Annotated in this window: 26 protein-coding genes; 13 read left to right on the top strand and 13 right to left on the bottom strand. The window is 72.6% G+C overall.

All coding sequences use genetic code 11. The features are described 5' to 3' along the window. Positions 1-84: 84 nt before the first annotated feature. Together fabI and fabG are read right to left on the bottom strand one after the other, a co-directional pair. Positions 85-858 (bottom strand): enoyl-ACP reductase FabI, encoded by a 774-nt coding sequence (gene fabI, locus ACIG3E_RS36445; protein WP_399624535.1) that lies wholly within the window; start codon positions 856-858, stop codon positions 85-87. A 5-nt stretch (positions 859-863) separates the two neighbouring features. Then, positions 864-1,583: a 3-oxoacyl-[acyl-carrier-protein] reductase gene (gene fabG / locus ACIG3E_RS36440; RefSeq protein WP_399624532.1), complete on the bottom strand. Its 720-nt coding sequence runs from the start codon at positions 1,581-1,583 to the stop codon at positions 864-866. Positions 1,584-1,825: 242 nt separating this feature from the next. Here fabG and ACIG3E_RS36435 point away from each other — a divergent pair, with 242 nt between their 5' ends. From ACIG3E_RS36435 to tyrS, 3 genes are read left to right on the top strand one after another with little or no spacing between them, the layout of a single operon-like run. Beyond that, complete coding sequence (locus ACIG3E_RS36435; protein ID WP_399624531.1) at positions 1,826-3,349, top strand: TldD/PmbA family protein; 1,524 nt, start codon at positions 1,826-1,828, stop codon at positions 3,347-3,349. Then, entirely contained in the window at positions 3,346-4,740 is a 1,395-nt protein-coding gene (locus ACIG3E_RS36430) for a metallopeptidase TldD-related protein (protein WP_399624529.1), read from the top strand. Before ACIG3E_RS36435 ends, ACIG3E_RS36430 begins: the two co-directional genes overlap by 4 nt. A 60-nt stretch (positions 4,741-4,800) precedes the next feature. After that, complete coding sequence (tyrS, locus tag ACIG3E_RS36425; RefSeq protein ID WP_399624527.1) at positions 4,801-6,069, top strand: tyrosine--tRNA ligase; 1,269 nt, start codon at positions 4,801-4,803, stop codon at positions 6,067-6,069. A 185-nt stretch (positions 6,070-6,254) separates the two neighbouring features. Here tyrS and ACIG3E_RS36420 read toward each other — a convergent pair whose 3' ends face one another. Then, on the bottom strand, positions 6,255-6,530 hold the full coding sequence (locus ACIG3E_RS36420) for a GlsB/YeaQ/YmgE family stress response membrane protein (RefSeq protein WP_399624525.1): 276 nt from the start codon (positions 6,528-6,530) through the stop codon (positions 6,255-6,257). Between the two features lie 213 nt (positions 6,531-6,743). Here ACIG3E_RS36420 and ACIG3E_RS36415 point away from each other — a divergent pair, with 213 nt between their 5' ends. Both ACIG3E_RS36415 and ACIG3E_RS36410 read left to right on the top strand, forming a co-directional pair. Beyond that, positions 6,744-7,133: a DUF3099 domain-containing protein gene (locus ACIG3E_RS36415; RefSeq protein WP_399624523.1), complete on the top strand. Its 390-nt coding sequence runs from the start codon at positions 6,744-6,746 to the stop codon at positions 7,131-7,133. Positions 7,134-7,311: 178 nt separating this feature from the next. After that, positions 7,312-7,548 carry a hypothetical protein gene (locus ACIG3E_RS36410; RefSeq protein ID WP_242716245.1) on the top strand — a complete coding sequence of 79 codons (237 nt, stop codon included), beginning with the start codon at positions 7,312-7,314 and terminating at the stop codon, positions 7,546-7,548. A 26-nt stretch (positions 7,549-7,574) separates the two neighbouring features. Here the strand turns inward: ACIG3E_RS36410 and moaA are convergent, their stop codons facing one another. The 3 genes from moaA to ACIG3E_RS36395 all read right to left on the bottom strand — a co-directional run bounded on the left by moaA (position 7,575) and on the right by ACIG3E_RS36395 (position 10,754). Then, complete coding sequence (moaA, locus tag ACIG3E_RS36405; protein WP_399624520.1) at positions 7,575-8,567, bottom strand: GTP 3',8-cyclase MoaA; 993 nt, start codon at positions 8,565-8,567, stop codon at positions 7,575-7,577. A 160-nt stretch (positions 8,568-8,727) separates the two neighbouring features. Beyond that, positions 8,728-10,389, bottom strand: a complete 1,662-nt coding sequence (locus tag ACIG3E_RS36400; RefSeq protein ID WP_399624518.1) for a cation acetate symporter — start codon at positions 10,387-10,389, stop codon at positions 8,728-8,730. Beyond that, positions 10,386-10,754, bottom strand: a complete 369-nt coding sequence (locus ACIG3E_RS36395) for a DUF485 domain-containing protein (RefSeq protein WP_399624516.1) — start codon at positions 10,752-10,754, stop codon at positions 10,386-10,388. Before ACIG3E_RS36395 ends, ACIG3E_RS36400 begins: the two co-directional genes overlap by 4 nt. Positions 10,755-11,113: 359 nt before the next feature. Here ACIG3E_RS36395 and ACIG3E_RS36390 point away from each other — a divergent pair, with 359 nt between their 5' ends. The 5 genes from ACIG3E_RS36390 (at position 11,114) to ACIG3E_RS36370 (ending at position 17,552) form a co-directional block, all read left to right on the top strand. Further along, positions 11,114-12,697, top strand: coding sequence for a S8 family peptidase (locus tag ACIG3E_RS36390; protein ID WP_399624514.1), 1,584 nt, complete (start codon positions 11,114-11,116; stop codon positions 12,695-12,697). A gap of 14 nt (positions 12,698-12,711) precedes the next feature. Beyond that, positions 12,712-14,262, top strand: coding sequence for a S8 family peptidase (locus ACIG3E_RS36385; protein ID WP_399624512.1), 1,551 nt, complete (start codon positions 12,712-12,714; stop codon positions 14,260-14,262). An 88-nt stretch (positions 14,263-14,350) separates the two neighbouring features. Next, on the top strand, positions 14,351-14,917 hold the full coding sequence (locus ACIG3E_RS36380; protein ID WP_399624510.1) for a hypothetical protein: 567 nt from the start codon (positions 14,351-14,353) through the stop codon (positions 14,915-14,917). Between the two features lie 7 nt (positions 14,918-14,924). Then, positions 14,925-16,376, top strand: coding sequence for a CoA transferase (locus ACIG3E_RS36375; protein ID WP_399624508.1), 1,452 nt, complete (start codon positions 14,925-14,927; stop codon positions 16,374-16,376). A 63-nt stretch (positions 16,377-16,439) separates the two neighbouring features. Then, positions 16,440-17,552 carry a CopD family protein gene (locus tag ACIG3E_RS36370; RefSeq protein WP_399624506.1) on the top strand — a complete coding sequence of 371 codons (1,113 nt, stop codon included), beginning with the start codon at positions 16,440-16,442 and terminating at the stop codon, positions 17,550-17,552. Here the strand turns inward: ACIG3E_RS36370 and ACIG3E_RS36365 are convergent. From ACIG3E_RS36365 to ACIG3E_RS36335, 7 genes are all read right to left on the bottom strand, one after another. Beyond that, positions 17,521-18,294: a lysoplasmalogenase gene (locus ACIG3E_RS36365; RefSeq protein ID WP_399624504.1), complete on the bottom strand. Its 774-nt coding sequence runs from the start codon at positions 18,292-18,294 to the stop codon at positions 17,521-17,523. The genes ACIG3E_RS36370 and ACIG3E_RS36365 overlap by 32 nt on opposite strands. Next, positions 18,291-19,184 (bottom strand): sterol desaturase family protein, encoded by an 894-nt coding sequence (locus ACIG3E_RS36360; protein ID WP_399624502.1) that lies wholly within the window; start codon positions 19,182-19,184, stop codon positions 18,291-18,293. The genes ACIG3E_RS36365 and ACIG3E_RS36360 overlap by 4 nt, the downstream gene beginning before the upstream one ends. Positions 19,185-19,286: 102 nt before the next feature. Beyond that, positions 19,287-19,997 (bottom strand): VIT family protein, encoded by a 711-nt coding sequence (locus ACIG3E_RS36355; protein ID WP_399624500.1) that lies wholly within the window; start codon positions 19,995-19,997, stop codon positions 19,287-19,289. Positions 19,998-20,021: 24 nt separating this feature from the next. Beyond that, a complete protein-coding gene (locus tag ACIG3E_RS36350) occupies positions 20,022-21,248 on the bottom strand; it encodes an amidohydrolase family protein (protein ID WP_399624498.1) in 1,227 nt (408 codons plus the stop codon). Then, positions 21,245-22,540: an amidohydrolase family protein gene (locus ACIG3E_RS36345; RefSeq protein ID WP_399624495.1), complete on the bottom strand. Its 1,296-nt coding sequence runs from the start codon at positions 22,538-22,540 to the stop codon at positions 21,245-21,247. The genes ACIG3E_RS36350 and ACIG3E_RS36345 overlap by 4 nt, the downstream gene beginning before the upstream one ends. 18 nt (positions 22,541-22,558) lie before the next feature. Next, entirely contained in the window at positions 22,559-23,443 is an 885-nt protein-coding gene (locus ACIG3E_RS36340) for an SDR family NAD(P)-dependent oxidoreductase (RefSeq protein WP_399624494.1), read from the bottom strand. Beyond that, positions 23,443-24,240 carry an acetoacetate decarboxylase family protein gene (locus ACIG3E_RS36335; RefSeq protein WP_399624492.1) on the bottom strand — a complete coding sequence of 266 codons (798 nt, stop codon included), beginning with the start codon at positions 24,238-24,240 and terminating at the stop codon, positions 23,443-23,445. The genes ACIG3E_RS36340 and ACIG3E_RS36335 overlap by 1 nt, the downstream gene beginning before the upstream one ends. An 82-nt stretch (positions 24,241-24,322) precedes the next feature. Here ACIG3E_RS36335 and ACIG3E_RS36330 point away from each other — a divergent pair, with 82 nt between their 5' ends. The 3 genes from ACIG3E_RS36330 (at position 24,323) to ACIG3E_RS36320 (ending at position 26,377) form a co-directional block, all read left to right on the top strand. Then, positions 24,323-24,958 carry a TetR/AcrR family transcriptional regulator gene (locus ACIG3E_RS36330; protein ID WP_399624490.1) on the top strand — a complete coding sequence of 212 codons (636 nt, stop codon included), beginning with the start codon at positions 24,323-24,325 and terminating at the stop codon, positions 24,956-24,958. 77 nt (positions 24,959-25,035) lie between these two features. Further along, positions 25,036-26,079, top strand: coding sequence for a DEDDh family exonuclease (locus ACIG3E_RS36325; protein WP_399624488.1), 1,044 nt, complete (start codon positions 25,036-25,038; stop codon positions 26,077-26,079). Positions 26,080-26,143: 64 nt separating this feature from the next. Then, positions 26,144-26,377: a hypothetical protein gene (locus tag ACIG3E_RS36320; RefSeq protein WP_078869160.1), complete on the top strand. Its 234-nt coding sequence runs from the start codon at positions 26,144-26,146 to the stop codon at positions 26,375-26,377. Positions 26,378-26,447 lie beyond the last annotated feature (70 nt).

Raw genomic sequence — 26,447 nt, 5'->3', positions numbered from 1 at the left:
GGCGCCGCCCGGTCAGCGGGGCCGAACGGGCGACGCCCCGCCCCCGCGCGCTGCGGGAACGGGGCGTCGACGCCTCAGGAGGGGTCAGGCACCCATCATGTGCACGCCGCCGTCGACGTGGATGATCTCGCCCGTGGTCTTCGGGAAGAAGTCCGAGAGCAGCGCGACGATGCCGCGGCCCGCGGGCTCGGGGTCGGCCATGTCCCACTGGAGCGGGGAGCGGCTGTCCCAGACCTTGGCGAGGTCGCCGAAGCCCGGGATGGACTTGGCGGCCATGGAGCCGATGGGGCCTGCGGAGACCAGGTTGCAGCGGATGTTCCGCGGGCCCAGGTCACGCGCCAGGTAGCGGTTGGTGGCCTCCAGGGCGGCCTTGGCCGGGCCCATCCAGTCGTACTGCGGCCAGGCGAACTGCGCGTCGAAGGTCAGGCCGACGACCGCGCCGCCCTCCTCCTCCGGCATCAGCGGCAGCAGGGCCATGGTCAGCGACTTCAGCGAGAACGCCGAGACGTGCATGGCCGTGGCCACCGACTCGAACGGCGTGTTCAGGAAGTTGCCGCCGAGCGCGTCCTGCGGGGCGAAGCCGATGGAGTGGACGACGCCGTCGAGGCCGCCGAGCTCCTCGCGGACCACGCCCTCCAGGCGGGCGAGGTGCTCCTCGTTGGTGACGTCGAGCTCGATGACCTTGGCGGGCTTGGGCAGCTTCTTGGCGATGCGCTCGGTGAGCGTGGGCCGCGGGAAGGCGGTCAGGATGACCTCGGCACCCTGCTCCTGCGCGACCTTGGCAGCGTGGAAGGCGATGGAGGACTCCATCAGCACACCCGTGATCAGGATCCGCTTGCCGTCGAGAATTCCGCTCATGGTGATCAGTGACCCATGCCCAATCCGCCGTCAACGGGGATGACGGCTCCAGTGATGTACGAGGCGTCGTCCGAGGTGAGGAACCGCACCGTGGCGGCGATCTCCTCGGGCTGCGCGTAACGGCCGAGCGGCACCTGCGCCACGATGCCCGCGCGCTGCTCGTCCGTGAGCGCCTGAGTCATGTCGGTGTCGACAAAACCGGGCGCGACGACGTTGAAGGTGATGTTGCGCGACCCCAGCTCGCGGGCGAGCGAGCGGGCGAAGCCGACCAGGCCCGCCTTGGACGCGGCGTAGTTCGCCTGACCCGCCGAGCCGAGCAGCCCGACGACGGAGGAGATGAGGACGACGCGGCCCTTCTTGGCGCGCAGCATGCCGCGGTTGGCCCGCTTCACGACACGGAAGGTGCCGGTGAGGTTGGTGTCGAGGACGGACGTGAAGTCGTCCTCGGACATGCGCATCAGAAGCTGGTCCTTGGTGATGCCCGCGTTCGCGACGAGGACCTCGACCGGGCCGTGCTTCTCCTCGATCTCCTTGTAGGCCTGCTCCACCTGCTCGGTGTCGGTGATGTCGCACTTGACGGCGAGCACACCGACGGCGGTGAGGTCCTTGGGCGGCTCACCCGAGCGGTGGGTGATCGCCACCTTGTCCCCGGCGTCGGCGAACGCGCGGGCGATGGCGAGGCCGATGCCCCGGTTTCCTCCGGTGACGAGAACCGAGCGGCTCAAGGGATCACCCTTCTCATTGACTGTGTGGTCTCCCGGAAACCTATCGGTCCCGTACGCGATCCGGAGAATCGGCGTCCGACAGTGGCGCAGATGACTCGCTGTTGGGTCCCTACAGAAAGGTATGGCCGAGCGACCGGTTCGCACGCGATGATCGGACATGACCGGTGCCCGGGGGTGGCCGTGGACCGGAGCAGACGGCGGCGGACCGGAGCCGACCGCAGATGACAGCAGGGAGACGTTCCGTGCCTCATTCCATCGATGAAGCCTTCACGGCGCTGCCGCTGCGGGCCCTCGCCGACGCGGCGCTGGCCCGCGCGCGGGCGCTCGGCGCCGAGCACGCGGACTTCCGCCTGGAGCGGGTGCGCAGCGCCGCCTGGCGGCTGCGGGACGCCAAGCCCGCCGCGTCCTCCGACACCACGGACCTGGGGTACGCGGTGCGGGTGGTGCACGGCGGCACCTGGGGCTTCGCCTCGGGCGTGGACCTGACCATGGACGCGGCGGCGCGCGTCGCGTCCCAGGCGGTGGCGATGGCCAAGCTGTCGGCCCAGGTCATCAAGGCGGCCGGGTCCGACGAACGAGTAGAGCTCGCGGACGAGCCGGTGCACGAGGACCGGACGTGGGTCTCCGCGTACGAGATCGACCCCTTCTCGGTCCCGGACGAGGAGAAGACGGGGCTGCTCGCGGACTGGAGCGGGCGGCTGCTGGCCGCCGACGGGGTCGCGCACGTGGACGCCTCGCTGCTCACCGTCCACGAGAACAAGTTCTACGCGGACACGGCGGGCACGGTCACCACGCAGCAGCGCGTGCGGCTGCACCCGCAGCTGACGGCGCACGCCGTGGACGAGTCGACCGGGGAGTTCGACTCCATGCGGACGATCGCGCCGCCGGTCGGCCGTGGCTGGGAGTATCTGACCGGCACGGGCTGGGACTGGGACGACGAGCTGGCCCGGATCCCCGGGCAACTGGCCGAGAAGATGCGCGCCCCGAGCGTCGAGCCCGGCCTGTACGACCTGGTGGTCGACCCCTCCAACCTGTGGCTGACGATCCACGAGTCCATCGGCCACGCCACGGAGCTGGACCGCGCCCTCGGCTACGAGGCGGCGTACGCGGGCACCTCCTTCGCCACCTTCGACCAGCTCGGCAGGCTCGCGTACGGCTCGTCCCTGATGAACGTCACGGGCGACCGGACGGCCGAGCACGGCCTCGCCACCATCGGGTACGACGACGAGGGCGTGGCCGCGCAGTCCTGGGACCTGGTCAAGGACGGCACGCTCGTCGGCTACCAGCTGGACCGGCGCATCGCGAGGCTCACCGGCTTCGAGCGCTCCAACGGCTGCGCGTACGCCGACTCCCCCGCGCACGTGCCGGTCCAGCGCATGGCGAACGTGTCGCTCCAGCCGGATCCTGCGGGCCTGTCCACGGACGACCTGATCAGCGGCGTGGAGCGCGGCATCTATGTGGTGGGCGACCGGTCGTGGTCCATCGACATGCAGCGGTACAACTTCCAGTTCACCGGCCAGCGCTTCTACCGGATCGAGAACGGGCGGCTCGCCGGGCAGCTGCGCGACGTCGCCTACCAGGCGACCACCACCGACTTCTGGGGCTCGATGACGGCCGTCGGCGGCCCGCAGACCTACGTCCTCGGCGGCGCCTTCAACTGCGGCAAGGCCCAGCCGGGCCAGGTCGCCGCCGTCTCCCACGGCTGCCCCTCCGCCCTCTTCCAGGGCGTCAACATCCTCAACACCACGCAGGAGGCCGGGCGATGAGCCCTCGTACGAGCAAGCCGCACGAGATCGTCGAGCGGGCCCTGGAGCTGTCGACCGCCGACGGCTGTGTGGTGATCGCCGACGAGGAGTCGACGGCGAACCTGCGCTGGGCGGGCAACGCCCTCACCACCAACGGCGTCACCCGCGGCCGCACCCTCACCGTCATCGCCACGGTCGACGGGGCCAAGGGCACCGCGTCCGGCGTCGTCTCGCGCTCGGCCGTGACCGGGGACGACCTGGAGCCGCTGGTGCGGGCCGCCGAGGCCGCGGCGCGCGCGGCCGGGCCCGCCGAGGACGCGCAGCCCCTGGTGACCGGCGCCCCGGCGGCCCCGGACTTCACGGACGGGCCCGCCGAGACCTCCTCGGCCGTCTTCGCGGACTTCGCGCCCGCCCTCGGCGAGGCCTTCGCCCGCGCCCGGGCGGGCGGCCGCGAGCTGTACGGCTTCGCCAACCACGAGCTGACCACCAGCTACCTGGGCACGTCCACGGGGCTGCGGCTGCGCCACGACCAGCCGAGCGGCACCCTGGAGCTGAACGCGAAGTCCCCGGACCGCACCCGTTCGGCCTGGGCGGGCCGGTCCACGCGCGACTTCAAGGACGTCGACCCGGCGGCGCTCGACGAGGAGCTGGCCCAGCGCCTGGCCTGGGCGCGGCGGCGCGTGGAGCTGCCCGCGGGGCGGTACGAGACGCTGCTTCCGCCCACCGCGGTCGCCGACCTGCTGATCTACCAGCTGTGGTCGTCGACGGCCCGGGACGCGGCGGAGGGCCGCACGGTGTTCTCCAAGCCGGGCGGCGGCACCCGCGTCGGCGAGCGGCTCGCCCCGCTGCCCCTGACGCTGCGCAGCGACCCGAACGAGCCGGGCCTGGAGGCGGCGCCCTTCGTGCTCGCGCACGCCTCGGGCGACGACGCCTCGGCCTTCGACAACGGCCTGCCGCTCACCCCCACCGACTGGCTGCGCGACGGTGAGCTGAAACACCTGATCACCACCCGGCACAGCGCCGCCCTGACCGGTCTGCCGGTGGCCCCGGCGATCGACAACCTCGTCCTGGAGGGCGGCTCCGACCGCTCCCTGGACGAGATGGTGGCGGCCACCGAGCGCGGCCTGCTGCTGACCTGCCTGTGGTACATCCGCGAGGTCGACCCGGCGACGCTGCTGCTCACGGGCCTGACCCGGGACGGCGTGTACCTGGTGGAGAACGGCGAGGTGGTGGGCGAGGTGAACAACTTCCGGTTCAACGAGTCGCCCGTGGACCTGCTGTCGCGGGCCAGCGAGGCGGGCCGGACGGAGAAGACGCTGCCGCGCGAGTGGGGCGACTACTTCACCCGGGCGGCCATGCCCGCGCTGCGGGTCCCGGATTTCAATATGAGTTCGGTCAGCCAGGGCGTATAACCTCGTAGACCGCACCCTTGAGGTGCACGTACTGATCACTCCCGAGGAGACAAGAGACCTGTGACGGACATCGTCGACGAGCTGAAGTGGCGGGGACTGTTCTCCCAGTCCACCGACGAAGAGGCACTGCGCAAGGCGCTCGCGGACGGTCCCGTCACGTTCTATTGCGGCTTCGACCCGACCGCGGCCAGCCTGCACGTCGGGCATCTGGTGCAGGTCCTGACCGTGCGCCGCCTCCAGCAGGCGGGCCACCGCCCGCTGGCCCTGGTGGGCGGCGCCACGGGCCAGATCGGCGACCCGCGCCCCACGGCCGAGCGCACCCTGAACGACCCGGAGACGGTCGCGAACTGGGTGACCCGCCTTCGGACCCAGATCGAGCCCTTCCTGTCCTTCGAGGGCGAGAACGCCGCAGTGATGGTGAACAACCTGGACTGGACCGCGGGCATGTCCGCGATCGAGTTCCTGCGGGACATCGGCAAGCACTTCCGCGTGAACAAGATGCTCACCAAGGAGTCCGTGGCCCGCCGCCTGGAGTCGCAGGAGGGCATCAGCTACACCGAATTCAGCTACCAGCTGCTCCAGGGCATGGACTTCCTGGAGCTGTACCGGCGCCACGGCTGTGTGCTCCAGACCGGCGGCTCCGACCAGTGGGGCAACCTCACGGCGGGCATCGACCTGATCCACCGCCTGGCGCCGGAGGCGACGGTGCACGCCATCGCCACGCCGCTGATGACGAAGGCGGACGGCACCAAGTTCGGCAAGACCGAGGGCGGCGCCGTCTGGCTCGACCCGGAGATGACGACACCGTACGCGTTCTACCAGTTCTGGCTGAACGTGGACGACCGGGACATCTCCCGCTACCTGCGCATCCTGTCCTTCAAGTCCCGCGAGGAGCTGGAGGAGCTGGAGCGGCAGACCGAGGAGCGTCCGCAGGCGCGCGCGGCCCAGCGCGCGCTGGCCGAGGAGCTGACGACCCTGGTGCACGGCGCCGACCAGTGCGCCGCCGTGATCGCCGCGTCGAAGGCCCTCTTCGGCCAGGGCGACCTCGGTGACCTGGACGCGGCGACGCTGGCCGCGGCGCTCTCCGAGCTGCCGCGCGCCGAGGTCGCCGAGCTCGGCCCGGTCGTGGACCTGCTCGCCGAGGTCGGCCTGGTGGCGAGCAAGTCGGCCGCGCGCCGCACCGTCAAGGAGGGCGGCGCCTACGTGAACAACGTGAAGGTGCCGTCCGAGGACGCCGTCCCGGCCCGCGAGGACCTGCTGCACGGGCGCTGGCTGGTGCTGCGCCGGGGCAAGAAGAACCTGGCGGCGGTGGAGGTCACGGCAGGCTGACCCCGATCACCACGGTCGGCTGACCCCGGTCACGACGGCCGCCTGATCCCGATCACGGCGGCCGCCTGACTCCGGTCACGGCGGCCGTCCGGCTGAGCTCGTGGTCGCGACCGGCGCGACTGAGGGGCCGGTCCTTACGGACCGGCCCCTCACACATGTCCGCGGAGCGCGTGCCCGCGGCCGCGTCACGTCGTCTGTCTGTTGCCCTTGACCGCCTTGTACAGCATGTCGCCGACCGCCACGACCACGAGCGCCGCACCGAGCTGGAGCGCGTGCCGCCCCCAGTCGATGCCCTTGGTCTCGTCGATGCCGAACCCGGCCGCCAACGAGTTGCCGATCACCGCGCCGATGATGCCGAACACGGTCGTCAGCCAGAGCGGACTGTGCTGCTTCCCCGGCAGGATCGCCTTGGCGAGCAGACCGAGCACGAAGCCCACGATGATCGCCCACAACCAGCCCATAGCTGCCTCCTCAGACGGCTCGACATGAGCATTACGCTCAGTGTCGGCCCATCCTCCGTACGGCGCATGTCGGGCGGCGCCATACGTGGCACGACGCACCGGAGACCGTGGGGCGAGGCCGGACCCGGTCTACGCGGCGGCGCAGGTGCGGCGTAACGTGGAGGGGTCCAGGCCGGGGAGAGTCTGGCGCGAACGGGCAGGCGGTGGAATGTGATGCGGAAGCAGAACGACACTCAGGTCTTCCGGATCACAGGGGCCAGGCAGGGCCTCGCGGACGACGTGCGGGGGCGGCAGCGGCGCTATGTGATCTCGATGTCCGTCCGCACTGTTTCGGTCATTGCCGCCGCGGTCCTCTGGAACGTCGAACGGCACGTCGCGCTCGTCGCGCTGGTGCTCGGCATACTGCTGCCGTACGTCGCGGTGGTGATCGCCAACGCGGGCCGGGAGAACGCGCCTTCGCTGCCGTCAACCTTCGTACCGGCACCGTCGCGGCCGATGCTGGCCGCCGCCGTGCCCGGCGAGCGGAGCGCGGAACGCGTCTCGGAGGAGCCGCCGAGGGCCGCCCGCGAGGAGCCCCGGGCGCCGTCACGGGATCAGGGCTGACCGACGACGTTACGCCAAGCTCAAGAAAAGCTCAGATCAATCATGGAGTTCCGGTGCCAGGCGGCCACTTGGCCGTGACATACTTCGTACGCGCTCCGCATCCCCCGTCGGAGCGACAGACCGACGCCGGGCAGCTCCCCCCGTGGCTGCTCGGCGTCGCCTTGTTTGGGATGAATACGTGACCGACGAAACCCCCGTCTGCTCCGCCAAGGGCTGCCGTGCGGCCGCCGTGTGGGTGCTTGCCTGGAACAACCCGAAGCTGCACACTCCGGAGCGCCGCAAGACCTGGCTGGCCTGCGAGGATCACCGCGAGCACCTGTCCCAGTTCCTCGGCGTGCGGGGCTTCCTCAAGGACGTCGTCACGCTGGCGGAGTGGGACGCCGCGCAGGCTTCCGGGGACGGCCCGGCGGCCTAGGGCCGCTCCGGCGCGTCCGCGCCGGGTCAGCCGCCGATCGCCGACATGGGGCGCTCGGGCTGGAGGAACGCCGGATCGTCCAGACCTGATCCCGCCTTTTTGCCCCACATCGCGAGCTTCCAGATGCGGGCGATCTCGTCGTCCGTACGGTCCGGCGCGCGCAGGGCGGCGCGCAGATCGGTCTCCTCCGTGGCGAACAGACAGGTGCGGACCTGTCCGTCGGCGGTGAGCCGGGTGCGGTCGCAGGCCGCGCAGAAGGGGCGCGTGACGGAGGCGATCACACCGACGCGGTGCGGGCCGCCGTCGACGAGCCAACGCTCCGCGGGGGCGGAGCCGCGCCGCTCGGAGCCCTCCTCGGTGAGGGCGAAGCGGGTGCGCAGCGAGGCCAGGATGTCACCGGCCGTGATCATGCCCTCGCGCTTCCAGCCGTGCTGGGCGTCCAGGGGCATCTGCTCGATGAAGCGCAGTTCGTAACCGTGCTCGACGGCCCAGGCCAGGAGGTCGGGGGCCTCGTCGTCGTTGAGCCCCGGCATCAGGACCGTGTTGACCTTCACGGGGGTCAGGCCCGCCGCGCGGGCCGCTTCGAGTCCTTCCAGGACGTCGCGGTGGCGGTCGCGCCGGGTGAGGGTCTTGAAGACGTCCGGGCGCAGGGTGTCGAGGGAGACGTTGACCCGGTCGAGACCGGCGGCCTTGAGGGCCTCGGCGGTGCGCTTGAGGCCGATGCCGTTGGTGGTCAGGGACATCTTGGGGCGCGGCTCCAGGGCGGCGCAGCGCTCGACGATGCCGACGAGACCGGGGCGGAGCAGCGGCTCGCCGCCGGTGAAGCGGATCTCCTCGATGCCGAGGCGGGTGACGGCTATGCGGACCAGGCGGACGATCTCGTCGTCGGTGAGGAGGTCGGGCTTGGCCAGCCACTGCAGGCCTTCCTCCGGCATGCAGTACGTGCACCGCAGATTGCACCGGTCGGTCAGTGAAACCCGCAGATCGGTGGCCACTCGGCCGTACGTGTCGATGAGCACGTGGGCCCCCTCCCCGGTCCGGATCGGTGGTGCGTTCGGTAGTACGCCCTTTGACCATGAGCCTACGTGACGCGACTGACATCGACAGAGGCCGTTTCCACAGGACGCGCGCGGCCGCGTCGTAGGGATCTACGACGCGGCCGCGCGACGGCTCATTTCGTCAGTGGGCGCCGGTGCCCGTGAGGGAGCGCACCTCCAGCTCCGCGTACTTGTCCTTGTCGGGCTCCTCCTTGGAGAGCATGGTGCCGAGCCAGCCGAGCAGGAAGCCCACCGGGATGGAGATGAGGCCCGGGTTCTCCAGCGGGAACCAGTGGAAGTCGACGCCCTTGAACATGGAGGTCTTCTCGTTGCCGGACACCACCGGCGAGAAGAGCACCAGGACGACGGCGGTGGTCAGGCCGCCGTAGATCGACCACAGGGCGCCCTGGGTGGTGAACCGCTTCCAGAACAGGCTGTAGAGGATCGTCGGCAGGTTCGCGGACGCGGCGACGGCGAAGGCGAGGGCCACCAGGCCCGCCACGTTCAGGTCGCGGGCGAGGGCGCCGAGGCCGATGGAGACGATGCCGATGAAGACGGTCGCCCAGCGGGCGGCCCTGACCTCCTCCTTCTCGTCGGCCTTGCCCTTCTTGATCACGTTGGCGTAGATGTCGTGCGCGAACGACGAGGACGAGGCGAGCGTGAGGCCCGCGACGACCGCGAGGATGGTGGCGAACGCGACGGCGGAGATCGTGGCCAGCAGGATCGCGCCCCAGTTGGAGTCGGTGCCCCCCAGATGCAGGGCGAGCAGGGGCGCCGCCGTGTTGCCCGCCGGGTTGGAGTCGGTGATCTCCTTGGGGCTGATCAGGGCCGCGGCGCCGAAGCCGAGGGCGATCGTCATCAGGTAGAAGGCGCCGATGATGCCGATGGCCCAGTTCACGGACTTCCGGGCGGCCTTGGCCGTGGGCACCGTGTAGAAGCGGATGAGGATGTGCGGCAGGCCCGCGGTGCCGAGCACCAGGGCGATGCCGAGCGAGATGAAGTCCAGCTTGGACGTCGACGTGGCGCCGTACTTGAGGCCGGGCTCCAAGAAGGGCGCGCCCTTGCCGCTGTTCTCGGCGGCGGTGCCGAGCAAATCGGAGATGTTGAAGTCGAACTTCAGCAGCACCAGGAAGGTCAGCAGGAGCGCGCCCGCGATGAGCAGGACGGCCTTGACCATCTGCACCCAGGTGGTGCCCTTCATGCCGCCGATGGTGACGTACACGATCATCAGGACGCCGACGAGCGCGACGATGCCGACCTTGCCGCCGTCGCTGGTGATGCCGAGGAGCAGGGAGACCAGGACGCCCGCGCCCGCCATCTGCGCGAGCAGGTAGAAGATCGACACGACGATGGTGGAGGTGCCGGCCGCGGTGCGCACCGGGCGCTGGCGCATGCGGAAGGCGAGGACGTCGCCCATGGTGTAGCGCCCGGAGTTGCGCAGCGGCTCGGCGACGAGCAGGAGCGCCACCAGCCAGGCGACCAGGAAGCCGATGGAGTACAGGAAGCCGTCGTAGCCGAACAGGGCGATGGCGCCCGCGATGCCGAGGAAGGACGCGGCGGACATGTAGTCGCCGGAGACGGCGAGGCCGTTCTGGAAGCCGGTGAACTGCCGTCCGCCGGCGTAGAAGTCCGCGGCGCTCTTGGTCTGGCGGCCCGCCCACACAGTGATGACGAGGGTGGCGGCGACGAAGATCGCGAACAGCGTGATGATCAGCGGGCGGTGCTCGCTGGCCTTGCTGGCGGCGAGCACGGCGGCGTGGGCCTCGGGGAGGGCCGTGGCGGTCGAGGCGATCGGGGTGCTCACGCGCCGCCCTCCATCCGGGACTTGATGGCGTCCGCGCGCGGGTCGAGCTTGGTGGCGGCGTGGCGCGAGTACCACCAGGCGATGAGGAAGGTGGTGAGGAACTGGGCGAGCCCGAGCACGAGCGCGATGTTGATGTGGCCGACCACCTTGGTACCCATGAAGCCACCGGCGTAGTTCGAGAGGAGGACGTACACGAGGTACCAGGTGATGAACGCGATGGTGAGGGGGAACGCGAACGAGCGGTGCGCGGCGCGCAGTTCGCCGAACTCCGCGCTCTGCTGCACCTGGACGTACTCCTCGATGGAGGGCACCGAGCGGGTGGGTTCTAGGCCGCCCTTCGACGGGGGCGGTGCGTCGGGGGCCACGGAGTCTCCTCGTGGTGCGGGGGTGGTGGGGACGGAAACGGAAGCGGTGTGATCCATGTGCTCTGCTCTCGAAGTGACGCGGATCACGTGGGCCGTGGATGGTGATGTTAGGCCCAGGGGACGTGATCCGACAGGGGGTTGATATTGCTTCTCCGCGCTGTTCAACGTCACGACGGCGCGCCCGGAGCGGTTCGAACGGGCGCTTTCCCGGCCTTTTGCAAGAAGTCATTGCTGGCCCGGGAGCGCAGGGGTTAGCTTCACCCTGCACAACTAGTCATGCACCTGGCACCACCCATCAGCATCTGCCCGAGCACCAGCAGTGTTCGGGCAGTTCCGTATCCGGATGATGTGGAGAACCCATGGCTCATCTGCGCTCCTCACGCCCGTCCCGCTCCAGACGGCTCGCGCTCGCCGTGCCGCTCGGTGTCGCCCTCGCCGCGGCCGTCGGCTTCGGCCCGGGCGCGGCGGCGGCCCCGCTGGACAACCCGGGACCGGCCGCGGCACGGGCCGTCGAGGCGCCCGCCGCGGGCAAGCTGGCGTACGTCGTGAACACCCGCACCGACGCCAAGACCATCGCCGCCGTGAAGAAGGCGATCGCCAGGGCCGACGGCACGGTCGTCGTGACGTACCGGAAGATCGGCGTGATCGTCGCGCACTCGGCCAACCCGGACTTCGGCAAGCAGCTGCGGGCGGTGCGCGGCGTGCAGTCCGCGGGCGCGACCCGCACGGCCCCGCTGACGGCGGCCGGGACGACCGAGGAGGGCGCGCCCGCCTTCCTGTCCAAGGACCGGGCCGACCGGCTCACGTCGGCCCAGCGGAAGGCCGCTTCGGGCCAGGCCGCCCCCGAGCCGCTCGAGGGCGACCAGTGGGACCTGCGGGCCATCGGCGCCGACAAGGCCGCGCAGATCAACCCGGGCAGCAAGAAGGTCACCGTCGGCGTCATCGACACCGGCGTCGACGACACGCACCCCGACCTGGCGCCCAGCTTCTCCGCCAAGCAGTCGGCGAGCTGCGTCGGCGGCAAGGCCGACACCTCGCCCGGCGCCTGGCGTCCGGCGAAGAAGGAGCACTACCACGGCACGCACGTGGCGGGCGAGATAGCCGCGGCCCGCAACGGCATAGGCGTCGCCGGGGTGGCACCCGGCGTCAAGGTCGCGGGCATCAAGGTGGCCGACCCGGTCAGCGAGCTGTTCTACCCGGAGAGCGTCGTCTGCGCCTTCGTGTTCGCCGCCGACAACGGCATCGAGATCACCAACAACAGCTACTACGTGGACCCGTGGCTGTACAACTGCAAGGACGACCCGGACCAGCGGGCCATCCTCGACGCGGTCAACCGGGCCCAGCTCTACGCCCAGCGCAAGGGCACCCTGAACCTCGCCTCCGCGGGCAACTCCAACCACGACCTGGACGCGGACGAGATCGTCGACGAGTCGAGCCCCGACGACTCCACCCCGGTCAAGCGCACCATCGACCCGCACACGTGCCTCGACGTGCCCACCCAGCTCCCGGGCGTCGTCACGGTCAGCGCGACCGGCGTGTACAAGGCCAAGTCGTACTACTCGACGTACGGCAACGGCGTCATCGACATCGCGGCCCCCGGCGGTGACCGCCGCTACCAGAAGCCGACGGACACCCCCTCGAAGGACGGCGGCATCCTCTCCACGATGCCGGGCGGCGAGTACGCCTGGCTGCAGGGCACCTCGATGGCCTCGCCGCACGCCGCGGGCGTCGCCGCGCTGCTGAAGTCCACGCACCCCAAGGCGAGCCCGGCCCAGCTCCAGAAGCTCCTCAAGGCACAGGCGGACAACCCGGGCTGCCCGGACAAGCCGTACGACCCGGACGGTGACGGCAAGGTCGACGCCGTCTGCAAGGGCGACAAGAACCGCAACGGCTTCTACGGCTACGGAATCGTCGACGCGCTCGACGCCGTCAAGAAGAAGTGAAGGGGAGCACCTACGTGACCAGGCACTCCGCATCCTTCGGACGTCGTGCGCTCGCCCTTCCCCTCGGTGTGGCCGTGGTGTCCGCGCTCGCCTTCCTGCCGGGCACGGCGGCGGCGAAGGCCGACGCGCCGTCCGCGCCCGCCGCGCAGCGGGCGAAGGCCGAAGGGTCGGCCATGAGCTACGTCGTCAACGTCCGCGCGGGACACGGCGGCTGGGCGGCGAAGTACGTCAAGAAGGCCATCGCCAAGGCGGGCGGCGAGGTCGTCATCGCGTACGACCAGATCGGCGTCATCGTCGCGCACTCCTCCGACCCGGACTTCGCGAAGAAGATCCGCCAGGTCAAGGGCGTGCAGTCGGCGGGGGCCACGCGCACGGCGCCGCTGTCCGCGCAGTCGAGCGACGACATCGACGCGGCGCGGCCGCTGTCCGCCAAGGAGGCCCGGGCGGCCGCGGGCTCGGCGGCCGACGGCCAGGACGAGCTGGAGCCGCTCCAGTGGGACCTGCCCGCCATCAAGGCGGACCAGGCGCACAAGGAGTCCCTGGGCAGCTCGAAGGTGACGGTCGGCGTCCTCGACTCCGGGGTCGACGACACGCACCCGGACATCGCGCCGAACTTCGACAGGAACGCGTCCGCGAGCTGTCTGGGCGGCGTGCCCACGCAGAAGGACAACGCCTGGCGGCCCGTGCCCAAGGAGAGCGACCACGGCATGCACGTGGCGGGCACGATCGCCGCCGCGAAGAACGGCACCGGCGTCACCGGCGTCGCGCCGGGCGTGAAGGTGGCGAGCCTGAAGGTGGCCGAGCCGGCGACCGGCCTGTACTACACGGAGGCCGTGGTCTGCGGCTTCGTGTGGGCGGCCGAGCACGGCGTGGACGTCACGAACAGCAGCTACTACACGGACCCGTGGCTGTTCAACTGCCGTACGGACGACGACCAGCGGGCCCTGGTCGACGCGGTCGGCCGCGCCAGCCGGTACGCGGAGCGCAAGGGCGCCGTGAACGTGGCGGCGGCGGGCAACGCCAAGACGGACCTCGCCCAGGAGGAGATCGTCGACAAGTCGAGCCCGAACGACTCGACGCCCGTCGAGCGCACCATCAAGACCGCGGACTGCTTCGACCTGCCGTCGCAGCTGCCGGGCGTCGTGACGGTGTCCTCCACGGGCGCGAAGGGCCTGAAGTCCTCGTTCTCCAACTACGGCAAGGGCGTCATCGACATCACGGCACCCGGCGGCGACTCGACGGCGTTCCAGAAGCCGCAGCCGCCCGCCACCAGCGGGCTGATCCTGTCGACGCTGCCGGGCGGCAAGTTCGGCTACAAGGCGGGGACGTCGATGGCGTCGCCGCACGCCGCGGGCGTGGCCGCGCTGATCAAGTCGGCGCACCCCAAGGCGTCGGCGGCCCGGGTGAAGGCCCTGCTGTACCGCCAGGCCGACGCCGTGGCGTGCACCGACCCGTACGACATCGACGGCGACGGCAAGGTCGACGCGGTGTGCGAGGGCGGCAAGAACCACAACGGCTTCTACGGCGTGGGCATGATCGACGCGCTGGACGCCGTGCGGAAGTAGCCCCTTTACGGGAGCAACGGGACCGCTGCGAGGCGGTCGGGGCCGGGCGGTTGCGGACCGCCCGGCCCTTCGCGAGAGGATGCCGCCCATGTACGCCTACCGAGACTCGTCATTCGTCCACGACGGCCCCGAGCGGTGGCGCGCCGAGCCGGTGCGCCCGACGTGGCAGCTGGTCCTGCGGTTCCTGGTCACGGTGGTCGTGCTGCCGGTGTGGTGGCTGCTGCTCCTCGTCCTCGCCGTCGTGGCCTTCGTGATCGCCCTGTTCGCGGAGATCCTCACGGTGGTCCCGGGCTTCGAGAGCGGCGCCGAGCGGGTCATGGACCGGGTCCTGGACAAGATCGCGATCTGGCCGCGCTGGATCGTGACCTGGCCCGAGCTGCGGCACGAGGGCGACGAAGGCTTCTACCGGGCCCGGGTCGACGGATACCTGGACACCTGGACGAAGCGGGCGTCGAGGCCCAAGGAGGAGAAGAAGCCCAACCCGCCGGTGGAGTGCGAGGTGCCGCTGCGCAAGTACCGCGGCGTGGGCGGCGGTTACGTGGTCGAGGCGGCGGCGTCCCGGGGCTGGGAGCTGCGGCCGTCGGACCCCGCGGAGGAGATCCGGCTGTGGTGGTCGGCGGCCTCCGGGCCCGGCGCCACGGGGCCCGCGTCATAGTGGCTGTATGACACAACTTCCTTTGGCCGACGGGGAGCCGCTCGCCGGGGCCGCGTACGCGTGGGCAGCGCTCGGCGGCGCCCCGCAGGCGCCGGACCGCCTCTCCCCCGTCGTGCGCGACGACACCCTGGCCGCACGGCTTCCGGTACGCGCCCTCGCACGGGCCTGCGTCGGCGCCTGCACGCTCGCGGCGGCCGAGCTCGCGGCCCTGCGCACGCAAAGGCCCGTGCCGCACGCGCGCGTGGACGACGGTGCCGTGGCCGCCGCGTTCACCAGTGAGCGGCAGCTGCTCGTGGACGGGCGCGCGCCGGTCACCTTCGCGCCCCTGTCCCGGTTCTGGCGGACCGCGGACGGCTGGGTGCGCACGCACGCGAACTACCCCCACCACCGGGAGCGCCTGCTCACCGCCCTCGGCCTCACGGAGCGTGAGGCGAGCGTGGACGCGGTGGCCGCACGCCTTGCCGCGCTGTCCGCCAGCGAGGCCGAGGACGCGGTGTACGCCGCCGGGGGCCTCGCCGTCGCGCTGCGCACCCCCCAAGAGTGGGCCGCGCACCCGCAGGCGGCGGCCGTGGCGCGGCTGCCCCTGGTGGCGCGCGAGCGGCTCGGCGACGGCGCGCCGCGCACCCTGCCGCCGCCCGCCGCGGGGCCGCTCCTGCCCGCGTCCGGGGTGCGCGTCCTCGACCTCACCCGGGTCATCGCGGGCCCGGTCGCGACCCGCACCCTCGCGCTGCTCGGCGCGGACGTGCTGCGCGTGGACCCGCCGCACCGCCCGGAGCTGCCCGACCAGCACGCGGACACGGGCTTCGGCAAGCGCTCCACCACCCTCGACCTCGGTGGCCGCGCGGATCTGCGGACGTTCCGGGAACTGCTCGCCGGGGCCGACGTGGTGGTGACCGGCTACCGGCCCGGCGCCCTCGACCGGTTCGGGCTCTCCCCCGAGGCGCTGGCCGAGCGCCGCCCGGGCCTGGTGGTGGCGCAGCTGTCGGCCTGGGGCACGACGGGCCCGTGGGCGCACCGGCGCGGCTTCGACAGCCTGGTGCAGGTGGCGACGGGCATCGCCGCCACGGAGGGCTCGCCGGAGCGGCCCGGCGCGCTGCCCGCGCAGGCCCTGGACCACGGCACGGGCTATCTGCTGGCCGCGGCGGTCCTGCGGGCGCTCGCCGAGCAGCGGACGGACGGCGCGGGCGGCACCCGCCTCGCCCGGCTCGCCCTGGCCCGGACGGCGGCGTGGCTGACCGGGGCGGTGGACGGCGAGGACCCCCCGGGGCGCGCGCCGGTCGACACGGGCCTCCCGCCCGAGGCCGGGGACGCGTGCGACCCCACGGACCGGCTCGCTCACACGGACAGCCCTCTCGGGCGGCTGCGGTACGCCCTGTCGCCGGTCGCCTTCACCGGCGGCCCGGTGAACTGGGCGTGCCCGCCGGGCCCTTGGGGCGCGGACGCACCCGTGTGGCGCTGAGCGGGCCTCTTCGGGCGGAAGGGCAGCACACCAGTTGTTTGCCCGGACTTGCCCCGAAGTGGGATGACTGGTGAAGATCGTGTAGTGACCATACGACCGTCCGTGGAAACCGGAGACTCCCTGGCGGCAGGCGCCCCCTCGGCGGGAGGCGAGGCCTCGGCAGAGGCGGCCGCTGCCCCGCGCGCGGGGCAGCCCGCCGCGCACCGCCGCGCCTCGTCGGGGCGTGCCGTGGCCGTGCTCATGCTCGTGGCCGTCGCCGCGGTAGTGCCGCTGCTGGGCCCCGCGGCCGCGCTCGACGGTACCGGCGAGGCCGAGGCGCCCGGCACCCAGGGCATCACGTTTCTGCGGACGGTCCTATTCGCCGCGCTGTGCGTGCAGCTCGGCGAGGTGTTCATCCGCCGGGTCGCGCGCCGGGTGCCCGGGGCGCCGGTGGCGTCGGCGCCGCCCGCGTGGGGGTGGTGGGCCGCGGCCGCGGGCTTCGTCGCGGCGCTGGGGCTCGCGTCGGTCGTGGCCAGCGGCAATCTGGTGCCGCGGCAGCCCTCGGACCTGGACCTCGGCGGTCTGTACGCGTCGCGGGACGGCCGCCTCGCGCTCCTGGAGGTCAACGCGTTCCTCGTGGCCGCGCTGTGCGCGCGTACGCGCCGCCCCGACAGCGCGGTCCTGCCGCTGGCGGCAGTGGTCGTCGCGGAGGCACTGCGCGCCCACCCGCCCACGGAGGACGCCGCCCTGGCAGGGTCCGGCCTGACCCTCGTCCATCTGACGTGCGCGGCCCTGTGGGCGGGCGGCCTGCTGTACGCGCTGCGGGTCCTGTGGCGCTGGCGAACGTCCGCCCCGGAGGCGGCCGTTGCCGTACTGGGCCTCTACGCGCGCGTGGCGGCCGTCCTGTTCGCCGCGATCACCGCGACCGGGATCGTCAGCACGCTGCGCCGCATGCCGCCCGACACGGTCGTCGACCAGCTGACGACGACCGCGTACGGCCGCACGATGCTGGCCAAGCTGCTGCTCGTGGCCGTCGTCGCCGTCCTCGCGCTGCTCGCCCGGCGCCGTCTGAAGCGGTGTTCCGGCCGCGACCGGATCGCGGCCTACGCGCCTGCGCGCGCCGAGGTGTTCGTGCTCGGCGCCGTGGTCGCCGTGTCGGCGCTGCTCACCGCCGTGCCGCTGCCGATCCGCTGGTGAGGACGCCACGGACCAGGAGGGCCTGGGCCGCCAGATAGGTGAGCATGATCCAGAAGTCGGGGCGCGGGGCCTGCGGCCAGTCGGCCACGTCGGTCGCGATGAGCGTGTCCGACAGCAGGAACAGCGCGCCGCCCGCGGCCGCCGCGGGCCCCAGGGTGGTGGCACCGCCCGCCATCGCCGTGAGCAGCAGGCTGTAGCCCGCGACCGGGACGCGCATGTCGGGCGGCAGGTCGGGCCAGAGCAGCGCCACGGTGACGCCGAGCGCCGCGCCGTACGCGAGGACCAGGCCCGCGCCCCGGGCCCTGGTGTGGGCGGTCCCCTGTCGCCGGAACAGGGTGAGGTAGCAGACGTGGCCCGCCGCGAAGGACGCCATTCCGGCGAGGAACGCGGGGTCGGCGTCCGCCAGGAGGAGGGTGTCGCCGCCCCAGCCGAGGAGCAGCGCGGCCGTGAGGAGGCGGGGGCCGCCGCGGAACGCCACGTAGAGGGCGAGCGTCGGCATGAGGAGGGGCTTCAGGAGGGTGTGGGCGAGGTCGGATCCGGCGGCCACGCCCGCCAGGTCGCCGAGCGCGAGCAGGGCGAAGGCGGCCAGGGCCCAGGGGGCGTAGCGGACCCGCCCTGCGGAGGCCGCGTCATCGGTGCGGGGCGCTGCGGGCTGTGCCCACCCTTCCCCAAGCTCTCGGCTTCGCTCGAGCAGGGGACGCCCCACCCGCCCTGCGGAACGATTGCCCACAGTGGGCGTCATGCGGCGCGCTCCGGAGTTCTCTGCCGTCGCGCGGCAGCCGTCGGTTCGGGCGGGGGTGTCGGCTGCCAGCCCGGGCCCCGGAAGACGTGGCCCGCTCGGGCGCGCCAACTGGTCGCCCTCCGCACGTCCCTGGCGATGGCCGCGTACTCGTGGGTGGCCACGCGCAGGGGGTTGTACGTGGAGATGTCCTTGGTCAGGCCGTAGACGGGGCGGTCCGTCTCCGGGACCCAGGAGCGGAAGACCCGGTCCCAGACGATGAGGATGCCGCCGAAGTTGCGGTCCAGGTAGCCGCCCTGGGACGCGTGGTGCACGCGGTGGTGCGAGGGCGTGTTGAAGACGTACTCGACGGGCCGCGGCAGCCTGCCGATGCGTTCGGTGTGGACCCAGAACTGGTAGACCAGGTTGGCCGACGAGCAGAAGGCGACGGCCGCCGGATGCACGCCGCACAGGATCATCGGCACGTAGAACGGCCACACCGTGAGGGACGTCCACGGCTGGCGCAGCGCGGTCGTCAGGTTGAACTTGCGGCTGGAGTGGTGCACCACGTGGCAGGCCCACAGGATGCGGACGACGTGGTGCCCCCGGTGGGACCAGTAGTAGAAGAAGTCCTGGGCGAGCAGCATCAGGGGCACCGTCCACCACAGGACGGGCACGCGCAGCGGCGTCAGGGAGTAGAGGGCCGAGTAGACCGCGACGATGGGGATCTTCCATAGCAGGTCGAAGACGAGGCTGCCGAGCCCCATGGTGACGCTGGTGGCCGCGTCCTTCGCCTCGTACCCGGCGGCGTCCTCGTCGGGATGCAGGCGGACGCTCACCATCTCGACGACGGTGAGCAGCACGAAGGCCGGGATCGACCAGAGCACCACATCGGGCAGGTTCGGGGACGACATGTCTGCACCGTAGGCGGCCTCCGGCCCGCTGCCTAGAGGTTGTTACCGACAAGTATTACCGGCGGTACGCCCTTGGTTGTTGGCGATCTCCGCCCTTGCACCTCAGACTCCGGCCGCCCCCAGGAGCGCGCCCGCCGCGTAGGTCACCGCCATCGCCAGGGCCCCGCCCAGCACGTTCCTGAGCACCGCGGGGCGCACTCGGGCCGCGCCCAGGCGGGCGCTCGCCAGGCCCGTGAGGGCGAGCGCCGCGAGGACCGAGACGACGGTGACGGGCAGGCGCCAGGAGGCGGGCGGCAGGACGATCGCGAGGAGCGGGAGCAGGGCTCCGACGGTGAAGGCGAGGAAGCTCGCCCACGCGGCGTGCCAGGGGTTGGCGAGCTCGTCGGGGTCGATGCCGAGCTCCACGCGCGCGTGGGCGCGCAGCGCGTCCCGTTCGGTGAGCTGCACCGCGGCCTCGCGGGCCACGTCGCGGCTGAGCCCGCGCCCGGCCAGGAGGTCGGTCAGCTCCGCCAGTTCGGCCTCCGGCTGCTCGCGCAGCTCGCGCTTCTCCTGGGCCAGAGCGGCCTTCTCGGAGTCGCGCTGCGTGGACACCGACACGTACTCGCCCGCCGCCATGGACATGGAGCCCGCGAGCAGGCCCGCGAGGCCCGCCGTCAGGAGGGTGCCGCGGTCGTCGGTGGCCCCGGCGACGCCGACGACGAGGCCCGCGGTGGAGACCACGCCGTCGTTGGCGCCGAGCACGGCGGCCCGCAGCCAGTTGAGGCGGGACCCCAGGGCGCCGCCGTGCGCTTCCTCATGCGTGGCTTCCGTCACGGGGTGAGCATGGCACCGCCCGCGTCACCAGACGCGGACCGACCCTCCCGGGGCGAACACCGGGCTCGTCGCGTCGGCCGGGGGCTCCTTGAGGGGTTCGGCGAGCTCCTCGACCGTGGGGCCGACCTCGGCCGCGAGGACGCCGAGGCGCTCCAGGTCGAAGCCGTACACGCGCGCGGCGTTGCCGCCGACCATGGCGGCGACCTCCGCGCGCGGCAGGCCCGCGTAGGCGGCGCGCAGGCCCTCCCGGGAGTACGGGTACGTCCCCTCGTCGTGCGGGTAGTCGCTGCCCCACATGACCTTGTCCAGGCCGATGCGCTCCCGCAGCGCCGCCTCGTGCGGGCGCATGAAGCTCGCGCCCACGAAGCAGTTCTCCCGCCACACCTGCGAGGGGCCCGCGCCCATCTGCTCCGCGAGCCCGGCCCCGAACTTGGACTCGGCGGTGTCCGCCCGCGTCGCCGCCGCGACGAGCCGCCCGTGGTAGTAGTCCAGCATCTCCAGGACGCCGGGGATCCAGCCGGAGCCCTGCTCGGTGAGGACCAGGCGCAGCCCGGGGTGGCGGCGGAAGGCGCCGCCGAACATCAGGTGCCACAGGGCCCGGTGCGAGAACCACGTCGTCTCGACCATGAACACCGCGCGCGCCGCGGGCTCCTCGCCGAGCGGCGGCGACGCCGAGCCCGCGTGGTGGTTGACCGGCACCCCGAGCTCGGCGCAGACCGCCCAGATCGGGTCGTACGCGCGCGCGTGCAGCTCGGGCAGGCCCGAGCCCGGCGGGGTGCCCGGGAGCAGCAGGCCGCCGGTGAGCCCCGCCGCGACGGCCCGGCGGATCTCCCGCACGGCTTCGTCGACGTCGTTGAGCAGGATCTGGAAGACGCCCGCGCGGCGGCCCGGGGCGGCCGCGCAGAAGTCGGCGAGCCAGCGGTTGTGGGCGCGCAGGCCCGCCCAGCGCAGCGCGTACTCCTCGCGCGTCGGGGCGGGCGCCATGAGGGACGCCGACGGGAAGAACGGCGGGATGGTGTTGGGGAAGACGACCTCGGCGACGATGCCGTCCCGCGCCAGCTCCGCGAGGCGGCGCTCGGAGTTCCAGTTGCGGTCGGCGGTGTCGGCGAGGAGGTCCTCGTGCGGATTGACGTACGTGGCCGCCCAGGCGTCGAAGGCGTCGTGGTGACGGGACTCCAGATACGGCCTGTAGTCGAGGAGGTCCGCGCCCGCGTGGCAGTCGGCGGAGATGACGGTGTAGCGCTCGGTCATCGGTTCACCCCAAGGGTCGGGAAGTCGTGGCCGGTCAGCCAGTGGCGGCCGACCTCGCGCGAGCGCGCCCAGGAGGCGGTGACGGCGTCCTGGTCGGGGTCCTGGCCGAGTTCGGCGGGCGTCGGCCCGATGCGGCGGGCCAGCGGGGCGAGCCGCGCGGTGTCGAAGCCGAACACCTCGGCGGCGGCGAGGCCCAGCATGCGCCGGGTCTCCGCCACCGGGATGTCGTGGAAGGTGTCGCGCAGCCACGCGCGCGTGTCGGGCCAGGTGCCCTCGGGGTGCGGGAAGTCGCTGCCCCACAGGATGTTGTCGACGCCGATCTCGTAGCGCTGGGCGAGCTCGCGGCGCTTGGTGTTGGTGGCGCAGACGAACACCTGCCGGTCCAGATACGCGTGCGGCGGGAGCGTCAGCTCGGCGAAGGGCGACAGCTTCTTGCCGCCGTGCGCGCCCAGGTAGAGGCGGTCCATGAACCACAGGAGGTTCGGCAGCCACCAGCAGCCGGACTCCGCGACGCCGAACCGCAGCCCCGGGTGGCGCTCGAACACCCCGGACCACAGCAGGAACCACAGGGGCCGCGCGGGCCACCACGTCACCTCGGAGACGTAGACGCCGAGGTGGTCGCCGTACTCGTGCCGCGGCGCGGCCCCGGAGTGGGTCATCACCGGCATCGCGCACGCGGCCGCCGCGGCCCACACGGGGTCGTAGCGGCGGTCGTGGTAGGGCGCCTTGTCGACCCACATGGAGGGGATCATCAGCGCGCCGAGCCCCGACTCCCTGGCCCGGTGGATCTCGGCCACCACGCGGGCCGCATCGTCGACGGCCCCCGTGACGGGCAGCAGCGCCACGCCGCAGTGCCGTTCGGGGTGCTCGGACACGAAGTCGGCGAGCCAGCGGTTGTGCGCCCGCGCGCCCGCCATGCCGAGGTCGGGGTCCTGGTCCCCGGAGAGGCCGAGGCCGACCCCGAAGGGCGCCGCGGTCCGGCTGTCGACGGCGTCGGCGTCCGGGAAGACGACCTCGGCGGCCACGCCGTCGCCGTCCAGCTCCTTGATCCGCTGCCCGGCGTCCCAGCCGCCCCTCAGGCCCTCTTCGTTGTCGCTGAACCACTTCGCGGCGAAGGCCTCGTTGCGGATCCCAAGCCGGGTCATCTCCTCGCGGCGCCGCTCGCGCCCGGCGAGGAACGCGTCGAAGTCCCGGTGGTACCGGGCCTCCAGATAGGGCCGGTACTCCTCGGTGGGAAGGCCCGCGTGGCAGTCCGAGGAGATGATCAGGTACGGGGCGTGCGGGTCCGTCATCGGAACTCCTCAGTCGAGTCAGTCGAGGATGAACTTCTCCAGGTAGTCCGGCGCGGAGCGCTCCAGCATGGACCGCGCCCGCGCCCTGATCTGCCGGTCGCTGTGCTCGCTCGCGGGCAGCAGCCAGAAGCGGTCCGCCGCGATGCCCTCGGCCACCAGCTCCGCGACCTCCTCGACCGGGGTGAAGACGACCTCCTGCCCGGCCTCGCGCATGGCGGCCTCCCACTGGCCGAGGGTGCGGTACGGGGCCTTGCGGGGGCGCTGCTTGGCGTACCGCTCGGGCCGGTTGCGGTGCGACTCCCACAGGCCGGTGCGGAGCATGTGGGGCCCAGGGAAGAGCACGGACGCGCCCACGCGCGCGTGCTCCGCCCGCAGATGCGCGTACAGGGACTCCGTCATGGTGACGACGGCGGCCTTCGTGACCGCGTACACGGAGGCCGTCGGCAGTGGTGCGATGCCGCCGTCCCCGGAGGACGTGTTGACGACGTGCCCCGGCTCTCCCCCGGCGAGCATCCGGGGCACGAACGCCTGGATGCCGTGGAAGACCCCCCACACGTTGACCTCGAAGGCCCACTTCCAGTCGTTCGGGTCGTGCTCCCACATGCGGCCCTCCGCGCCCGAGCCGACCCCGGCGTTGTTGCACAGGACATGCACCGCGCCGAACCGTTCGTACGTGTCCTCGGCGAGCGCCTGGACCTGCTCGCGCACGCCGACGTCGACCACGCGCGCGTGGACCGTCGCCCCCTCCACGCTCAGTGCGTCCGCCGCCTTGTGGAGGGCGCCCTCCTCGACGTCGGCGAGCACCACCGTCAGGCCTCGCGCCGCGAACCCGCGCGCGAGCGCGAGCCCGATACCGCCGGCCGCGCCGGTGACGACGGCCACCTGTCCCCTCGCGAGCTCCATCAGGCACTGCCCTCCGGAGGCCCGTCGAGCACCTGCCGGGCGTCGTCGTAGCGCTGGTGGACGTAGGGCAGGAGCGCCTCGGGGCTGACCCGCTCGACGACGGTGCCCCGCTGGTCGCTGGTCTTCTCGCCGATGGTGATCTCCACCAGGCGGCGCACGGGCAGGTCGGCCACCGGGTCGTACATCGACTCGCGCAGGACCACGTCCCCGGTGATCCGCTCCAGCTTGCGGACCTTCTCGTTCCGGACGCAGTGGACCAGGACGGGGTCCGTGTCGAAGCCCGAGCCGTCCACGGCGGGCAGGAACTTGAAGTAGAAGTCGGTCTTGCGCGTGGGCTCCGGCAGCGGCAGGGGGCCGCTGACGCCGCCGCGCACCTCGACGAACGCGATGCCGTGCCGGGCGAGGGCCGCGCGGACGACGAGGCCGTCGCGCTCGACCGTGACCTCGCCGAGCTTCTTCGGCTCGCCGAAGACCTCGCGGCCGCCGGTCAGGGCCCGCTCGTGGGTCATCGGCATCACCAGGGGGTACCAGCCCGCCACCGCGCCGTGCTCGGCGGCGACGGCGACCGAGCCCGCGCCCAGGGGGTAGCCGGGCAGCTCGACCTTGCTGATGTTCACGCGCACCAAGGGGCGCGCGGAGGGCTTCAGGGGCGGCGGCAGGACCGCCGCGACCACGTCCGGGTCGCTCTCCCAGAGGGCGACCACCCCGGTGGACCAGATCTCCGGGAGCCGCGCGTTCGCGGTCCGGGCCGCGGCCAGCTCCGCCTCGGTGCGCGCGCCGTAGCGTACGCGTGCCATGTCGTACCGCCCTTCGTTGACGATCCGTCAGGTGTCTGCGACGTCTTGCGGGAGGTTCTGTAACACAGTTACAACAGGGTCCGTGAAGGGTAAAGAGACGCGGGCCCCTCTCGACCGGGAACAGGTCCTGGACGCCGCGGCGGCCCTCGTCAAGCAGCACGGCCCGCGCGCCCTGACCATGCGCAAGCTCGCCGCCGAGCTGGGCACGGCCGTGACCTCCATCTACTGGCACGTCGGCAACCGCGAGTCGCTCCTGGACGCCCTCGTCGAGCGCACCCTCGCCGACCTGGGCGAGATCCGGCCGCGGGGCCGCACCCCGGCCCAGCGCGTGGTCTCCGTGGCGCGCGCCCTGCGCCACCAGCTGCGCGACCATCCCCATCTGGTCGCGATGGTCCACGAACGCGGCCTGACGGACCGCATGTTCCTGCCCGCCCAGCGGGTCCTGGTGCGCGAGCTGCACGCGGCCGGGCTGCGCGGCGCCCGCGCGGCCGACGCCGTGCGGGCGCTCCAGGTCCACGTCGTCGGCCACGTCCTGGTGGAGCGCAACCGCGAGCGCGCGCCCGTCCAGCGCCCCGGCGAGCACCGGCTCTGGGACGCGGACGCCGCGGACGCCGACCCCGCGCTCGCCCGTGCCCTCGCGCGCCCCCTCGACGCGGAGCGCCTCTTCACCCTTTCGGTGCGGGCCCTGGTGCGGGGTCTGCTCGGCCCGACGCCGTGACGCGCGGGGCCGGGCGCGCGGAAGGGTCGGTGGCCCACGGGCGTGACTGTCAGTCGTGGCCCGTATCCTCAGGGACCATGCTCGAAGACCGCACGCTCGCCGCGTCCGCAGACTCCTGGCCGACCGCCTACCCGTCGGGGTACGCGGTCGTCGACGTGGAGACCACAGGGCTGTCCAAGGACGACCGGATCATCTCCGCCGCGGTCTACCGTCTCGACGCCCGCGGCGAGGTCGAGGACCACTGGTACACGCTGGTGAACCCGCAGCGCGACCCGGGCCCGGTGTGGATCCACGGCCTGACGAGCGACCAGCTCGCCGACGCCCCGCTCTTCGCGGACATCGCCGAGGAGTTCGGCGAGCGCCTGCGCGACCGCGTCCTCGTCGCGCACAACGCGGTCTTCGACTGGTCCATGATCGCCAGGGAGTACGCGCGCGCGGAGCGCACCGCGCCGGTCCGCCAGCGCCTGTGCACCATCGCGCTCTCCAAGGAGCTCCGCCTGCCGCTGCCCAACCACAAGCTGGAGTCGCTCGCCGCGCACTTCGGCGTGGTCCAGCGGCACGCGCACCACGCCCTGGACGACGCGCGCGTCCTCGCCGAGGCGTTCCGCCCGAGCCTGCGCGCGGCGGCGAGCGGCGGCGTGCGGCTGCCGCTCCTGGAGTGCCGCCCGCTGACGGAGTGGGCCGACGGCGCGGCCCGCATCGGCCGCCAGGCCACCGGCTCCCCCGCGTCCGAGTCCGCGTACCGCGCGCAGAGTTGGCGCGCCTCCCGCAAGCGCCCGGCCTGCCCCTACCCGAACCCGGGGCGGTACGAGCCGGGCCAGCCCCTCAAGCAGGGCATGCGCGTCGCCTTCTCCGGCGACACCTCCGTGGACCGCGAGCTCCTGGAGGACCGCGCCTTCGAGGCGGGCCTGCACATCGCGACGAGCGTGTCCCGGCTCACGAGCCTGCTCGTCACGAACGACCCGGACTCGGGCACGTCCAAGACGACGAAGGCCCGGTCGTTCGGCACCCCGGTCATCGACGAGGCGGCCTTCGGCCAGCTCCTCCAGGACGTGGCCCCGGCCGACGGCGCGGCGGCGGGCGGCGCCCGCGCCGCGCGGCCCCCGGCGTCAGACGGGTGATTGCCGGGCGACTCGCCCGCCCGCCGCTCGCCCCGCACCGCCGCCGGGTCCCACCCTGTGGCGCATGGCACGTTGCGAGGTCTGCGGAAACGACTACGGCATGTCCTTCGAGGTCCACGCCCAGGGCGCGGTCCACGTCTTCGACTGCTTCTCCTGCGCCATCCACCGCATGGCACCGATCTGCGAGCACTGCCGGTGCCGCATCATCGGCCAGGGCGTCGAGGCCGACGGGCACTGGTACTGCGGGGCGCACTGCTCGCGCGCGGAGGGGCGGGTGGGCATCGTCGACAAGGTGTGACGGCGGACGCCGTGGCGCGACGGCGGACGTCACGACGTGACGGCGGACGCCGTGATGTGACGGCGGACGT

It is taken from the genome of Streptomyces sp. NPDC053474 (assembly GCF_044544845.1).
Taxonomy (GTDB): Bacteria; Actinomycetota; Actinomycetes; order Streptomycetales; family Streptomycetaceae; genus Streptomyces.
This window is presented reverse-complemented; position numbering and strand designations above follow the sequence as displayed.

What these genes read in the sequence shown, in the direction of transcription:
- ACIG3E_RS36380 (WP_399624510.1), top strand. Translation starts at nt 14,351, where the DNA reads ATGTACGCCTACCGAGACTCGTCATTCGTCCACGACGGCCCCGAGCGG.
- ACIG3E_RS36420 (WP_399624525.1), bottom strand. Translation starts at nt 6,530, where the DNA reads ATGGGCTGGTTGTGGGCGATCATCGTGGGCTTCGTGCTCGGTCTGCTC.
- ACIG3E_RS36360 (WP_399624502.1), bottom strand. Translation starts at nt 19,184, where the DNA reads ATGTCGTCCCCGAACCTGCCCGATGTGGTGCTCTGGTCGATCCCGGCC.
- ACIG3E_RS36375 (WP_399624508.1), top strand. Translation starts at nt 14,925, where the DNA reads ATGACACAACTTCCTTTGGCCGACGGGGAGCCGCTCGCCGGGGCCGCG.
- ACIG3E_RS36430 (WP_399624529.1), top strand. Translation starts at nt 3,346, where the DNA reads ATGAGCCCTCGTACGAGCAAGCCGCACGAGATCGTCGAGCGGGCCCTG.
- ACIG3E_RS36415 (WP_399624523.1), top strand. Translation starts at nt 6,744, where the DNA reads ATGCGGAAGCAGAACGACACTCAGGTCTTCCGGATCACAGGGGCCAGG.
- ACIG3E_RS36370 (WP_399624506.1), top strand. Translation starts at nt 16,440, where the DNA reads ATGACTGGTGAAGATCGTGTAGTGACCATACGACCGTCCGTGGAAACC.
- ACIG3E_RS36340 (WP_399624494.1), bottom strand. Translation starts at nt 23,443, where the DNA reads ATGGAGCTCGCGAGGGGACAGGTGGCCGTCGTCACCGGCGCGGCCGGC.
- ACIG3E_RS36320 (WP_078869160.1), top strand. Translation starts at nt 26,144, where the DNA reads ATGGCACGTTGCGAGGTCTGCGGAAACGACTACGGCATGTCCTTCGAG.
- ACIG3E_RS36350 (WP_399624498.1), bottom strand. Translation starts at nt 21,248, where the DNA reads ATGACCGAGCGCTACACCGTCATCTCCGCCGACTGCCACGCGGGCGCG.
- ACIG3E_RS36390 (WP_399624514.1), top strand. Translation starts at nt 11,114, where the DNA reads ATGGCTCATCTGCGCTCCTCACGCCCGTCCCGCTCCAGACGGCTCGCG.
- fabI (WP_399624535.1), bottom strand. Translation starts at nt 858, where the DNA reads ATGAGCGGAATTCTCGACGGCAAGCGGATCCTGATCACGGGTGTGCTG.
- ACIG3E_RS36325 (WP_399624488.1), top strand. Translation starts at nt 25,036, where the DNA reads ATGCTCGAAGACCGCACGCTCGCCGCGTCCGCAGACTCCTGGCCGACC.
- ACIG3E_RS36335 (WP_399624492.1), bottom strand. Translation starts at nt 24,240, where the DNA reads ATGGCACGCGTACGCTACGGCGCGCGCACCGAGGCGGAGCTGGCCGCG.
- ACIG3E_RS36345 (WP_399624495.1), bottom strand. Translation starts at nt 22,540, where the DNA reads ATGACGGACCCGCACGCCCCGTACCTGATCATCTCCTCGGACTGCCAC.
- ACIG3E_RS36365 (WP_399624504.1), bottom strand. Translation starts at nt 18,294, where the DNA reads ATGACGCCCACTGTGGGCAATCGTTCCGCAGGGCGGGTGGGGCGTCCC.